This is a genomic window from Mycobacterium sp. P4_H6 (assembly GCF_056400845.1).
This window is the reverse complement of record NZ_JBFUKN010000006.1, coordinates 69,272-82,575: the sequence shown is the minus strand read 5'-3', so window position 1 is coordinate 82,575 and position 13,304 is coordinate 69,272. Positions and strand designations below refer to the sequence as shown.

At 67.2% G+C, this 13,304-nt stretch carries 13 protein-coding genes and 1 tRNA gene; 4 read left to right on the top strand and 10 right to left on the bottom strand.

Annotated features, from left to right (window positions below):
- Position 1 precedes the first annotated feature (1 nt).
- From AC1DTF_RS04240 to AC1DTF_RS04205, 8 genes are all read right to left on the bottom strand, one after another.
- Entirely contained in the window at positions 2 to 1,276 is a 1,275-nt protein-coding gene (locus AC1DTF_RS04240; RefSeq protein ID WP_477473165.1) for a class I SAM-dependent methyltransferase, read from the bottom strand.
- The gene (locus tag AC1DTF_RS04235) at positions 1,276 to 2,019 is read right to left on the bottom strand and encodes a DUF1365 domain-containing protein (RefSeq protein WP_477473164.1); all 744 of its coding nucleotides are present in this window, start codon (positions 2,017 to 2,019) and stop codon (positions 1,276 to 1,278) included. The genes AC1DTF_RS04240 and AC1DTF_RS04235 overlap by 1 nt, the downstream gene beginning before the upstream one ends.
- Positions 2,013 to 3,317 carry an NAD(P)/FAD-dependent oxidoreductase gene (locus AC1DTF_RS04230; protein ID WP_057168405.1) on the bottom strand — a complete coding sequence of 435 codons (1,305 nt, stop codon included), beginning with the start codon at positions 3,315 to 3,317 and terminating at the stop codon, positions 2,013 to 2,015. Before AC1DTF_RS04230 ends, AC1DTF_RS04235 begins: the two co-directional genes overlap by 7 nt.
- Before the next feature lie 58 nt (positions 3,318 to 3,375).
- Complete coding sequence (locus tag AC1DTF_RS04225) at positions 3,376 to 4,440, bottom strand: poly-gamma-glutamate hydrolase family protein (protein ID WP_477473163.1); 1,065 nt, start codon at positions 4,438 to 4,440, stop codon at positions 3,376 to 3,378.
- 7 nt (positions 4,441 to 4,447) lie between these two features.
- Complete coding sequence (locus AC1DTF_RS04220) at positions 4,448 to 5,677, bottom strand: Nramp family divalent metal transporter (protein ID WP_477473162.1); 1,230 nt, start codon at positions 5,675 to 5,677, stop codon at positions 4,448 to 4,450.
- A gap of 81 nt (positions 5,678 to 5,758) precedes the next feature.
- On the bottom strand, positions 5,759 to 5,974 hold the full coding sequence (locus tag AC1DTF_RS04215) for a hypothetical protein (protein WP_477473161.1): 216 nt from the start codon (positions 5,972 to 5,974) through the stop codon (positions 5,759 to 5,761).
- Between the two features lie 235 nt (positions 5,975 to 6,209).
- Positions 6,210 to 7,286, bottom strand: a complete 1,077-nt coding sequence (locus tag AC1DTF_RS04210; protein ID WP_477473160.1) for an NAD(P)H-dependent amine dehydrogenase family protein — start codon at positions 7,284 to 7,286, stop codon at positions 6,210 to 6,212.
- 9 nt (positions 7,287 to 7,295) lie between these two features.
- The gene (locus AC1DTF_RS04205) at positions 7,296 to 8,087 is read right to left on the bottom strand and encodes an SDR family oxidoreductase (RefSeq protein WP_057168401.1); all 792 of its coding nucleotides are present in this window, start codon (positions 8,085 to 8,087) and stop codon (positions 7,296 to 7,298) included.
- Positions 8,088 to 8,225: 138 nt separating this feature from the next.
- On the opposite strand from AC1DTF_RS04205, the gene AC1DTF_RS04200 reads away from it, so the two are divergent.
- The 3 genes from AC1DTF_RS04200 (at position 8,226) to AC1DTF_RS04190 (ending at position 9,150) form a co-directional block, all read left to right on the top strand.
- Positions 8,226 to 8,378, top strand: a complete 153-nt coding sequence (locus tag AC1DTF_RS04200; protein WP_477473159.1) for a hypothetical protein — start codon at positions 8,226 to 8,228, stop codon at positions 8,376 to 8,378.
- Between the two features lie 135 nt (positions 8,379 to 8,513).
- Positions 8,514 to 8,587: transfer RNA gene (locus AC1DTF_RS04195), tRNA-Ile, on the top strand.
- A 59-nt stretch (positions 8,588 to 8,646) separates the two neighbouring features.
- Complete coding sequence (locus tag AC1DTF_RS04190) at positions 8,647 to 9,150, top strand: HNH endonuclease (protein ID WP_477473158.1); 504 nt, start codon at positions 8,647 to 8,649, stop codon at positions 9,148 to 9,150.
- Positions 9,151 to 9,159: 9 nt separating this feature from the next.
- Here AC1DTF_RS04190 and ku read toward each other — a convergent pair whose 3' ends face one another.
- Positions 9,160 to 10,092, bottom strand: coding sequence for a non-homologous end joining protein Ku (gene ku, locus AC1DTF_RS04185; protein WP_477473157.1), 933 nt, complete (start codon positions 10,090 to 10,092; stop codon positions 9,160 to 9,162).
- A 31-nt stretch (positions 10,093 to 10,123) separates the two neighbouring features.
- On the opposite strand from ku, the gene AC1DTF_RS04180 reads away from it, so the two are divergent.
- Positions 10,124 to 12,430 (top strand): ATP-dependent DNA ligase, encoded by a 2,307-nt coding sequence (locus AC1DTF_RS04180; RefSeq protein WP_477473156.1) that lies wholly within the window; start codon positions 10,124 to 10,126, stop codon positions 12,428 to 12,430.
- Positions 12,431 to 12,434: 4 nt separating this feature from the next.
- Here the strand turns inward: AC1DTF_RS04180 and AC1DTF_RS04175 are convergent, their stop codons facing one another.
- Complete coding sequence (locus AC1DTF_RS04175; RefSeq protein ID WP_477473155.1) at positions 12,435 to 13,238, bottom strand: bestrophin-like domain; 804 nt, start codon at positions 13,236 to 13,238, stop codon at positions 12,435 to 12,437.
- Positions 13,239 to 13,304: the final 66 nt, after the last annotated feature.

The following is a 13,304-nucleotide window of genomic DNA, read 5'->3' as shown; positions in this document are numbered from 1 at the left end:
CTCATCGACGGCCTCCGGTCGGGGCGAACGTCCACTGGTAGACGTCGAGGTACCCGGAGCGGAATCCTGCCTCCGAGTAAGCGAGATAGAGCTCCCACATGCGCTGGAAGGTGTCGTCGAAGCCCAGCGCCGCCAGGGCCGCCGAGCGCTGCAGGAAGCGTTCGCGCCACAACCGCAGGGTTTCGGCGTAATCGTGCTGCAGCGAGTACATGTCGATGGTGCGCAGTCCGGTGCAGCGTTCGGTGATCCCGACGACCGCCTCCACCGAGGGCAGCAGCCCGCCGGGGAAGATGTATTTCTGGATCCAGGTGTGGGTGTTGCGGGAGGCCAGCATTCGGTCGTGCGGCATGGTGATGGCCTGCAGCGCGACGCGCCCGCCCGGCAGCACCAGCTTCTCCAGGGTCTGGAAGAACGTCGGYCAGAAGCGATATCCGACGGCTTCGATCATCTCCACCGAGACGACGGCGTCATAGCGGCCCTCGACGCTGCGGTAGTCCCGCAATTCGATGTGCACACGGTCGCCGACGCCGGCTTCGTCGGCGCGCCGACGGGCGAGTTCGAGTTGCTCGGAGGACAGCGTGATGCTGTGCACGTGGGCACCGCGTGCCGCCGCCCGGATCGCCAATTCGCCCCACCCGGTGCCGATTTCGAGCACCCGGCTGCCGGCGTGCACCTGGGCGGCGTCGAGCAGTCGGTCGATCTTCGCGCGCTGGCCGTCGGCCAGATCGCGCCATTGCGGGTGGGTGACTCCGAACAGCGCGCTGGAGTACGTCATCGTCTCGTCGAGGAACTCGGCGAACAGTGCGTTGGACAGATCGTAATGCTCGGCGATGTTGCGCCGCGACTGGGCCGGGCTGTTGTGCATGGACCGCGGGTGCCGCACCACGGCAAGGGGTCGAAGTCGTTGTAGCACAGGCGGTATCAGAACATCGACGGAGGAGGCGAACTCGGTGAGCAATGCAGGCAGGTCGTTGGAGGTCCAGTCGCCGGCCATGTAGGACTCGCCGAATCCGATGAGTCCGTATCGGCCGACCCGGCGGAACAACGCCTCGGGCCGGTGCAATGTCATGGTGGGCAGGGTGGGATCGGCGGCGCCCAGGACGGATCCGTCCGGGTGTTCCAGCCGTATCGGGAGTTGGCGCACCGCCCGCCGTAGCAGAGCCCCGGCGATGTGTCCCTGCACGGCGCTGACCGGGCCGCGGGGTGCTCTCGCGATCTGTGCCCACCGAGTGGAATTCGCCTGAGCCTCGGTGCTGTCGGTGGTCTCCAGCGTCATCAGTGCGTGGCCTTCCTGGTCTCGGACATGGTGATGGTGCGGGGTATGACGGGCAGGCCGCGCAGCCAGAGCGCGATACCGTGCAGCCGGATCTGCAGTGCGCCCATCAGGGGCGCGACCGGCGCCACCAGCTGCATCCGCGCGACATCCAGCGCCGATGCCGGCATGCGCTGCCCGTGCAGCGACGCGGCGAACACCAGCTTGTTGCTGCGGTGCCAGGAGATCGCGAGATCCGCGGTGGCGTCGGGCCGCGGCGCATCGACCAGGTAGTAGCCCTCGACCTCGTTGAAGGGGGAGACGTAGAAGCTCTTGGTGACGGCCGTCGGTCCGGATTCGGTGGGCGGCAACAGATATGCGTGGCGACCGCCGTAGGTGTTGTGCACCTCGACGATGACGTGCTGCAACAACCCGGCGGCGTCATGGCACCAGAAGACACTGATCGGGTTGAAGACGTAGCCGAGCACCCGGGCGTGCAACAGCGCGGTGACCTGGCCGTCGACCGGGTCGATGTCGTTGGCGGCCAGGAAGTCGTCGACCCGTTCACGCAGCGTCGACTGCTGATCCGCGGGTGCCGAAAAGTGGTCCTGCGCGCGGAAAACGGCGAAGGGCCGCAACCAGATCGGCAGCTGGGGCAGTTCGTCGATATCGACGTACCAGGTGTAGCTGCGATGCTCGAATCCCTTCCGCACCGGGGCGTGCCGGATATGGCTGATCCGGGTGCGGTACAGCGACGGAGTCAGCATGACACCGACTCCTGCTCCGGCGTGGAAGGCCAGCGGGCGCCCAGACGTTCGGCGGCGCGCAGACCGGCGGCCGCACCATCCTCGTGGAAGCCCCAGCCGTGGTATGCGCCGGCGAACACCACCCGGTCGTCGTTCAGGGTCGGCAGCAGACGTTGGGCGGCAACCGATTCCGGTGTGTACAGCGGGTGGTCGTAGATCATCTCGGCGATCACGGTGGCCGGATCCACCCGTTCGCGCCCGCCCAGGGTGACCATGAATCGTCGCTCTCCGGTCAGCCCCATCAGCCGGCTGATGTCGTAGGTCACCAGCACCGGCCCGTCCCCTCCGGTGGCGAGGTAATTCCAGGACGCCCGCGCGCGGGCCCGGGTCGGCAGCAGGGAGGTGTCGGTATGCAGCTGAGCGTGGTTGGCGGAGTAGCCGATCACGCCGAGGATGTCGCGTTCCCGGGGGGTGGGTTCGGCCAGCGCCAGCAGGGCCTGATCGGGGTGGGTGGCGATCACCGCGGCATCGAACTGCCGGGGGCCGCCTGCTCCGGTGGTGACCTGCACGCCGTGTTCGTTGCGGCGCACCGACCCGGCCGGTGACCCGAGCACCACCTCGTGCACGCGTTCGGCGACGGCGGACACATAGCTGGCCGAGCCGCCGACCACGGTCTTCCAGGTCGGCGAACCGAACACCGTCAGCATGCCGTGGTGGTCGAGGAACATGAACAGGTAGCGCGCGGGGTAGCGCAGGGCTTCGCCGGGGGCGCACGACCAGACCGCCGCCACCAGCGGTGTCATGAAGTGCTCGATGAAGTAGTCCGAGAACCTGTTGCGCTCCAGGAACGCCCCCAAGGTCACGGTGTCGTGTGGGTCGCCGAAGCCGAGCAGGTCGCTGGCCGCCCGGTGAAACCGGGTGACCTCGGCCAGCATGCGCAGATACCGCGGCCGGGTCAGGTTCGACAGGGACGGGAACAGTCCACCCACCCCGCGGGCGCCGGCGTACTCCAGCCCGATGCTGTCGTCGCGCACCGACATCGACATGTCGGTGTCGTGGGTCTGCACGCCGAGCTCGTCGAACAGCCTGCACAACGTGGGGTAGGTGCGGTCGTTGTGCACCAGGAATGCGGTGTCGACGGCGACCGGGTTGCCCCGCCCGTCGTCGACCAGGTGGGTGTGGGCGTGGCCGCCGAGGCGGACATCGGCCTCGAACAGGGTGACCCGGTTGTGTGCGGACAGGACGTACGCGGCGGTCAGCCCGGCGACACCGCTGCCGATGACGGCGACCGAGCGGCCGGTGAGGTCATTTCGTTCCACGATTTGTATTCGGAGCGGTGCGGAAAATGGATGGGTCGGTGCGACGCGGAGCTCACCGTCAAGACGGGAGTGACCAGGCTCTCGCTGCGGCGGACAGTCCGTCGATCAGCGCCGCGGTCGCCGGGGTGATGCCGTCGGCGTCGGGCAACCCGCTGCGCGGGCTGGTGCCGCGCACCCGCGACGGCAGTTCGAGCTGCACGCCACCGCCACGGGGCAGGTTCACCGGGTTGTCCGGGTGCAGCCCGCGCAGCTCCCGCGGCATCGCCTCGAGGTCGGTGACCACATGGTGGCCGGGCACCTGCAGGTGTCGCGCCAGATGCGCGGCGAGGTCCCGGTTGCCGCCGCCGGCCAGCAGTTGGGTGCTGCGGCCGATGCGGCCGTAGCCGTGCAGCGAGATCACCGTGTCGACGTGGTCGAGGAAGGCGGCGAGCTGCTCGGACTCGGCGGGCCGGTAGAGCCGCGACGACAGGTGGTGAGGGTAGCGGTCGGGGTGGCGCACCATGTACAGCGAGGCACCGGAGGCCCGGGCGGCCCGGTCGGCGATGACATCGGTCATCTGTTCCAGCCCACCGCCGTGGATGGCAAGAAACCCGAACCGGGAGGCCAGGGTGCTGCTCTCGACGATGTCCGGGTCGGTGAGAAGTTCGGAAAGAGATTGCGGTGCAGGGGTATCGGTGATGTCGCGGTGGGRCCAGCTCGCCGGATCCCACCGGTGCAGGAAATCGACCCAGCGCTGCGGCAGCCCGTGGTGGCGGGCGCCGTCGATGATGCGTTCCAGATAGCCGGGCCGGGGCGGTCCGGGTTCGACCCGCGGGTCGATATAGACCCAGGCCGGGCCGGGGCCCTCGGCGGTGTGCACGACGAGCTCGTCGCGGCGGTAGCGCACCGGAACGCCTTCGGCGCTGTCCAGCACGCTCAGATCGTGGTCGCTGAGCCGCCAGAGCACCCCGTGCACGACGGCACCGTCGAACGGCTCGACGGTCGCCACCCCGCGCTCGTTGATCAGCCAGTCATGGTCGGCGAGGGTGGCCGGTCGGGGGTCGGTGGCGTCCGGGCAGCGCCGGGCCATCTGTTGCACGCACAGATTCGATCCGTATGCGAAGTACAGGTGGTCGGACTGCATTCAGGGGTCAGCCTCGGATGGTCAGGTAGATCAACACAACGTTCAGCACGGTGATGACACCGGCCACCAGCCAGCCTAGGGCCGTGGTCGCCCGGTGGTTGATATCGGCGCCCATCAGCGCCCGGTTGCTGGTCAGCCGGATCAGCGGGATGAGCGCGAACGGGATACCGAAGGACAGCACCACCTGCGAGAGCACCAGCGCGCGGCTGGGGTCCACGCCGATGGCGAGGATCACCAGCGCGGGGATGAGGGTGACCAGGCGGCGCAACAGCAGTGGGTAATTGCGTTTGAGCAGCCCCGACATGATCATGGCGCCGGCGTACGCGCCGACCGAGGTCGAGGCCAGCCCGGACGCCAGCAGGCYGATCGCGAAGAACAGCGCCACGGTCGGGCCGAGCTGACTGCTGACGGCAGCGTGGGCGCCCTCGATGGAGTCGGTGTTGTCCATGCCCTGCAGGTTGGTCGCGGCGACCAGCAGCATGGCCAGGTTCACCGCTCCGGCGACCAGCATGGCCAGGCCGACGTCGTATTTGGTGATGCGCAGCAGCCGCTTTCGGGCCGGACCGGCGTCAGGGTGTCCGTGTCGGTCGCGGGCCAGCCCGGAGTGCAGGTACACCGCGTGCGGCATCACGGTGGCGCCGAGCATGGCGGTGGCCAGCAGCACGCTCTCGGCACCGTCGAAACGGGGGACCAGACCGGATGCGACATCGGCGGCCGATGGTGGGGCGACGAACAGGCTGGTGAGAAAGCCGATCGCGATGATCAGCAGCAGGCCGGTGATCACCCGCTCGAATACCCGCTGGCCGCGTCGGTTCTGAATCGCCAGCAGCCCCAGCGACACCGCGCCGGTGATGGCCCCGCCGACCAGCAATGGCAGGTCGAACAACAGGTACAGCGCGATCGCCCCACCGACGATCTCGGCCAGATCGGTGGCCATGGCGACCAACTCGGCCTGCAGCCAGTAGGCGACCCGGGTCCGGGTGCGGGAGTGATCGGCGACGGCCTCGGGCAGCGAACGCCCGGTGACCAGGCCGAGCTTGGCCGACAGGAACTGCACCAGCCCCGCCATGATGTTGGCGACCAGGATCACCCAGACCAGCAGGAAGCCGTACTGGGCGCCGGCGCTGACATTGGCGGCGACGTTGCCGGGGTCGACATAGGCGATGGCCGCCACGAATGCCGGTCCGAGCAGAAACCAACCCCGCCGTGCCCGCGCGGGCGTCGTGTCGTGCAGCACGCTTCCCCTTCTCCTCCATCCGGACTATCGAATAGAAAAGTTAGGGTAGCCGAAAACCTCCGATTTCAGTTCGCCGGGGCGTCACCAACCGAAGTAGAACCCGCCGCCGCCCCATTGCCACCACTGCCAGGGGCCGTAGTTCATCGGTGCCGGGTAGGTAGACAGTTGGGCGTGGCCGGGTCGCGTGCACAGCGTCGTGGTGACACCGACCTGTGCGCAGTCCGGGACGGCCGCTGCGGCGGGCGCAAACGACACCGCGGCGACGAGAATGACGGGTGCGAAAAGGCTTGTTCGCATGATGCTCTCCTGACGGAGGCCCCCGGGAAAGCCGCCGCTGATCGGCGCGACACGTCGGCGCGGCCAGGGGCAGGCATGAATATCGACGGGAGTGCGCACAGGCGTGCGCTTGAGCCCGTCAGCTACCGCCGAATGGATAGGCGGCCGTGTACGAGGTGGTGGCTGTCAGTGCAGCCAGATGTGGAGCAACAAAGGTGTGTTCTTCATAGGCGAGGCCTCTTGGTGAGTTGTGCGCTCACTGTCCAGAATACAACCCCTTGCCGGTGATGAGCGGCAGGTCCAGGGTGGTGCGGATGCCCGGAGCCGCCGCGACGACGGCTGGTATTGCGTTGACCACGCGCGCCGCGGTGGCGACCAGGCCGGCATGGTTGTGATCACCCTTGCGGCTGCTCAGGCACAGGTCCAAGGCATAGGACGGTTCGCCGGTGACCTCGATGCGATACGAGCCGCCCTCCTGGGCGGGCTGGGGCCACTCCGGGCACAGGTCGTCGCGCAAGCGGGTGATGTGCTCCAGCACCACGGCGGGATGGCCGCCGACCATGCCGCGGACCTCGAAACGCATCGCCGCGGTGGTGCCCTCGGCGATGTGGCCGGACGCGATCTCGAAATCCTCCGGCGCCGGAATCCGGACGTGGGTCTCGGTGACCTCGTCGAGCTCGATGCCGAGCCCGGCGGCCAGCTGGCGCACCACCGAGCCCCAGGCCAGGCTGAGCACGCCCGGTTGCAGCAGCATGGGCAGATCGTCGAGGGACTTGCCGAAGCCCATCACGTCGAACATCACCGTGGGGCTGTCGTAGGTCGCGTAGTCGACGATCTCCATGCACCGGATCTGCTCGACGGTCTGGCAGGTGCCCGCGAGGGCAAGGGGCAGAAGGTCATTGGCGAAACCGGGATCGATGCCGTTGACGAAGATGCTGGCGCCGCCTTCTTCGGCGGCCTTCTCGATCGGTGCCAGCAGTTCAGCGGGCAGCACCTGCCACGGGTACTGCAGGAAGACCGCCGCACTGGCCACCACGTTCACGCCGGCGGCCAGGATGCGGCGGTAATCCTCCAGGGCGTCGGGCAGCCGGTTGTCGGCCATCGCGGTGTACACGACGCAATCCGGCTTGTCGGCGAGGATGGCGTCCAGGTCGTTGGTGGCCTTGATGCCGGTCGAAACATCAAGCCCGGCAAGCTCCCCGGCGTCCTTACCGGCCTTGGCGTCCGAGGACACCCAGACTCCGGTGAGTTCGTACTGCGCATCGTTGATCAGCTGGGTGAGGGCGTGCCGGCCCACGTTTCCGGTGCCGATCGCGGCGACTTTGATGCTCATGGCGTTCCTTTACAGGTCGGGGATGGGCAGATCGAGGTTGGGGAAGGTCAGGCCGCCGTCGACCTCGAGGGTCTTACCGGTCAGGTAGCTGCCGGCGGGCGACGCCAAATACACGGCGGCGGCGGCGATATCGCTGGGATCGCCGAGGCGGCGCATCGGGGTGGCCTTCTCCATCGGGTCGCGCAGTGCGTCATTGGAGGCCACGATGTCCAGCGCCGAGGTGAGGATGGAGCCCGGGGCGATGGCGTTGACCCGGATGCGTGGGCAGAGATCCAGCGCGGACAGCCTGGTGTAGTGCGCGAGTGCGCCCTTGGCGGTGCCGTATGCGGCGAACGCGCGTCCGGAGAGCCGGCCCATCGTCGAGGTGATGTTGATGATCGATCCGCCGCCGGAGTGCTCCAGCATCAGCGGCACGGCGGCGACGGTCAGGGCGTGGGCGGTCCCGACGTTGAAGGTGAACGCGTCCTTGAGGTCCTTGGTGGAGGTGTCCAGCAGGGGGGCCGGCATGGTGCCGCCGACGTTGTTGACGACGATGTCTAGTTTCCCGAAAGCCTCGATGGCCTCGGCTGCCAGTGCCGCGGTGGACTCCGGATGGGCGAGGTCGGCGACCACCACGTGTGCGCGTCTGCCGACCGCCGCGACCTGTGCGGCGACCTCGTCCAATTGCGACCGGGTACGGGCCGCGATCACCACATCTGCACCGGCTTCGGCGAATGCCACGGCGATCGCGGCACCGAGTCCGCGACCGGCCCCGGTGACCACGGCCACCTGATCATCGAGTCGGAATTTGTCCAGGATCATGCAGGCCTCATTTCTGTTCTCGGCGTCACCGTAACAAGAGTGCGCGCCCGATCGGGCGGATTTCTGTAACACGTTCTAATTTGGCCGCGGCTGACAGTTATCACCTAAATCGGTGGCGCCCGGCGTTACTGTTGTCGCATGTTCCTCTCCGCCGAGCGCCGCGCCCAGGCCGAGCCGAGTACCACCGGCTCGGTCTATGTGGCGTGCGATCTGCGTGCGGGGCGGGCGGCGTCCGAGAAATCGTCACGAATATCTGCAGAACTCATCCTGGCTGCTGAGCGCGTCGCCTGACGCGCCCAGTTTTCGGCGTGCCCGGAAAAGGTGTTTTCGCAGTTCAGTCCGTATTTATTGGTGTTGACAAGCCCGCGCCCGACAGTCTTTGATTCAGTTGTCGTTCACCAATGTTCCTGACGGAGAGCGCCTTTCGCTCCGATAGCTCAGTTGGTGAGAGCAGGACCCTTATAAGGTCCAGGGCGAGGGTTCAATTCCCTCTCGGAGTACCTGTTTCACCAATGCCGCTGTAGCTCAACGGATCATCACCAGGAAGGAGGGCTCGCCCATGAACGTGTACCCGGCGGTGCTGGTGCTGAACGCATCGTATGAAGCCCTCGACCTGGTGTCCTGGGAGAACGCGGTCGTGCTGGTGGTCAAGGACAAGGCGCGTATCCACCAGGCGCACGCATCGGGCGCGGCCATCCACTCGGCGCACCTGGTCGTGCCGCTGCCGACGGTGATCGTGCTGAACCACTATGTGCTGGTGCCGCACCGCGACCTCGACGAGCACGCGGTGGCGTCGATGACCGCCGTGCTGCGCAGGGACAAGAACACCTGCGGGTACTGCGGTGACTTCGCGACCACCGTCGACCACGTGCTGCCGCGGTCGCGGGGTGGGCCGAACTCGTGGGCCAACCTGATCGCCGCCTGCCTGACCTGCAACCAGCTCAAGGCGGACGCGACGCCGGAAGAGGCCGGGATGGCGCTGCGGTGGCAGCCGCGGGTGCCGACGCCGTCCGCGGCCACGCAGCGGCGGATCTGGCGGGACCTGGCGCCCGTCACGGGTTGAAGGCCGCCGCTACTTCTTGGCGGCGGCCTTCTTCGCGGGCGCCTTTTTCGCCGGGGCTTTCTTGGCAGCGGCCTTTTTGGCCGGCGCCTTCTTGGCCGCAGCTTTCTTGGGCTCGGACTTCTTGGGTTCGTCCTTGGCGGCCGAACCGGACCCGCGGGCCTTCACGCTGGCCTCCAGTTTGGCCAGCAGGTCCGACACATCCTCGGTGGACTCGTCCAGATCGGTGGGCTGCTCCTCGACGGTGAACGCCTCGCCGCCTTCCAGTTTCGCCTGCACCAGCTCATGCAGCTGTTCCTGGTAATCGTCGCGGAACTGGTCGGGCTTGAAATCGTCAGTCATCGATTCCACCACCTGCCCGGCCATCTTCAGCTCGGCGGGCTTGATGTCGACGTCCTTGTCCAGCGACGGGAAGTCCGGGTCACGAATCTCGTCGGGCCACAGCAGCGTGTGGATCACCATGACGTCGCGCTTGCTGAAGTCCTTGACCCGCAGCGCCGCCAGCCGCGTCTTGTTGCGCAGCGCGAAGTGCACGATCGCCACCCGGTCGGTCTCGGCCAGTGTCTTGGCCAGCAGCACATAGGATTTGGTGGACTTCGAGTCCGGCTCCAGGAAATAGCTCTTGTCATACATCATCGGATCGAGCTGATCGGCCGGCACGAACTCGACGACCTCGATCTCGCGGCTGCGTTCCTCGGGCAGCGTGGCGATGTCCTCATCGGTGATGATCACCGTCTGGCCGTCGTCGGAGTCGTAGGCGCGGGCGATGTCGCGGTACTCGACCACTTCGCCGCAGACCTCGCAGGTGCGCTTGTAGCGGATGCGCCCGTTGTCCTTGGCGTGCACCTGATGGAACTTGATGTCGTGGTCCTCGGTCGCGCTGTAGACCTTGACCGGCACGTTGACCAGACCGAAGGAGACCGAGCCCTTCCAGATTGATCGCATAGGCAACGGTAACAGCGGGTATTACGTTTGAGTGGTGGAGCGCGACGGCCGGGTCAAATTGACCAATCCCGACAAGGTGCTCTATCCCGCCACCGGCACCACCAAGGCCGAGGTGTTCGACTACTACGTGGCGATCGCCGACGCGATGGTCCCGCATATCGCCGGGCGTCCGGTGACCCGCAAACGCTGGCCCAACGGGGTCGAGCAGCCGGAGTTCTTCGAAAAGCAGCTGGCGTCGTCCGCCCCGGACTGGCTGCAGCGGGGCTCGGTGACGCACCGGTCGGGGACGACGACCTATCCGATCATCGATACCCGCGAGGGGCTGGCCTGGATCGCCCAGCAGGCGTCGCTGGAGGTGCACGTCCCGCAGTGGCGGTTCACGGGCGGGCTAAGCGGGGCGGGTGATGACGCAGCGGCGGGGCATCCCGGCCCGGCGACGCGCATCGTGTTCGATCTCGACCCCGGCGAGGACGTGACCTTCCGGCAGCTGTGCGAGGTCGCCCACGAGGTCCGCGGCTACGTCGAGGACATCGGTCTGACGGCCTACCCGCTGACCAGCGGCAGCAAGGGCCTGCACCTCTACGTGCCGCTGGCCGACCCGGTGAGTTCGCAGGGCGCGTCCGTGCTCGCCAAGCGGATCGCTGTGCAGCTGGAGAAGGCCATGCCCAAGCAGGTCACCGCGACAATGACCAAGAGTCTGCGCACCGGGAAGGTGTTCCTGGACTGGAGCCAGAACAGCGCCGCCAAGACCACCATCGCGCCGTATTCGATGCGCGGCCGGGCAGAGCCGACCGTCGCCGCGCCGCGGACCTGGGAGGAGATCGGAGACCCCGATCTTCGGCATCTGCGCTTCGACGAGGTGCTGGCGCGGGTGGAGCGGGACGGTGACCTGCTCGCAGGACTTGACGAAAGCGCCCCGCTGCCAGACAAACTCACCACTTACCGCAGCATGCGGGACGCGGGTAAGACGCCCGAACCGGTGCCGCGCAAGGCCCCGGCCACCGGGAACGACGACACCTTCGTCATCCAGGAGCACCACGCGCGCCGCCTGCACTACGACTTCCGGCTGGAACGCAACGGGGTGCTGGTCTCCTGGGCGGTCCCGAAGAACCTGCCCGAGAAGACATCGGTGAATCACCTTGCCGTGCACACCGAGGATCACCCGCTGGAGTACGCCACCTTCGAGGGYTCGATCCCCAAGGGCGAGTACGGCGGTGGTGAGGTCATCGTGTGGGATTCCGGCACCTACGAGACCGAGAAGTTCCGCGATCCCGGCGTGGACGGTGAGAGCGTCGACGGCAAAAAGGGCGAGGTGATCGTCACCTTGCACGGCTCGAAGATCAAGGGCCGCTACGCGTTGATCCAGACCGGTGGTAAGAACTGGCTGGCGCACCGGATGAAGGAGCAGCCGGTTGCGAATGCCCAGGATCTGGCGCCGATGCTGGCCACCCACGGATCGGTGGAGAAGCTGACGCCGATCGTCTGGGCGTTCGAGGGCAAATGGGACGGCTACCGGCTACTGGTCGACGCCGATCACGGTGAACTGCTGCTGCGCACCCGCAGCGGCCGCGACGTGACCGGAGAGTATCCGCAACTGCGGGCGCTCGCCGCCGACCTGGCCGACCATCACGTGATCCTCGACGGCGAGGTGGTCGCACTGGACTCCTCGGGGGTGCCGAGCTTTGGTGAGATGCAGAACCGCGCCCGGTCCACCCGTGTCGAGTTCTGGGCGTTCGACATCTTGCAGCTCGACGGGCGATCCCTGTTGCGGGCCAAATACTCCGACCGGCGCAAACTGCTGGAAGCGCTCGCCAAGGGCGGGGGACTGATCGTCCCCGAACAGCTGCCAGCCAGCGGAGCTGAGGCTCTCGAGTACGCGCGAGAGCACGGGTTCGAAGGAGTGGTGGCCAAGAAGCGGGACTCCACCTATCAGCCGGGGCGGCGTTCGCAGTCGTGGATCAAGGACAAGCTTTGGCGGACACAGGAAGTCGTGATCGGCGGCTGGCGCGCCGGAGAGGGCGGACGCACCAGCGGGATCGGCGCGCTGGTCGTCGGGGTTCCCGGTGACGACGGCCTGCAGTTCGCCGGCCGGGTGGGGACCGGGTTCACCGATAAGATGCTCAAGGAGCTGCGGGCGACGTTGAAGCCGCTGGAGACCGACGAATCACCGTTTGTGAAGCGGCTGACCGGACCCGATGCCAAGGGTGTCACGTTCGTGCGCCCGGAATTGGTGGGGGAGGTGCGCTACAGCGAGCGCACCTCCGATGGCCGGTTGCGGCAACCCAGTTGGCGGGGCCTGCGGCCGGACAAGTCGCCTGATGAGGTGGTGTGGGAGTAGCGCGCTACGTGGGGTTGCCGTTCCCGTCACAGGGCGTTTCGTGGCCATCGTCGATGAGGGTCAGCGTCACGCGCATCTCGTCAGGCTGGATGCTGCCCGCCCAATCGGCATACGGGTGATCGAGGAAGGCGACCACCAGCAGCGCCGACGTGACGAGAGCGGACACGAACGCGATGGGTATCGCCTGGACGACAGCGCTTTCCCGGCGATCGGCCTGGACGCACATGTAGATGAAGATGGCCGACGCACCGATCCCCAACACGATCCACAGCGGGGGCGGCACCGAGGGATCGATTTCGGCGGCGCGGGCACGGCGACCGTCCCTGCGCTGCGCCTGCTGGTCGAACCACTGCGAGTAGGCCGCTTCCTGTTTGGGGTTCGTCGGATCCGTGGCGGCGAAATCGACGACCATCCCGTCGACCCAGTGCTGCACGGTGTCCGATCGTTCGCCCCGTCCCATCGCCGGCCATTCCTCGGCGACGACGGCACGCGAATAGCAGATGAGGTCACCGTGCAAGCTTTCGCCGTCGTGGCCTTCGAGTACATCGGCGACGTTGTGCAACTCGGTGACCGCGATCGCCTCCATGCTGCCGCCGTCGCGGGCACGCTGGTAGTTCTGCAGCGCGTAGAAGATGGTGAAGGCCATCAGCACCGCGAACATGGTGCCGATCACGGTCAGCGCACCTGCGGCGCGGGTGCTGTCGATGAACCAGCCGGGATCGGGTGCGCGGGTACGTGCCAACAGTTTTGCGACGACGGCGGTGGTCACCACGAGGACGAGCACGAGGCCCGCCAGCCAGGTCAGCACGTGGATGCCGGAACGCGGGCTGAGCGGTGCCCAACATGACCCATGGAGATCCCATCAGTGAAGGCG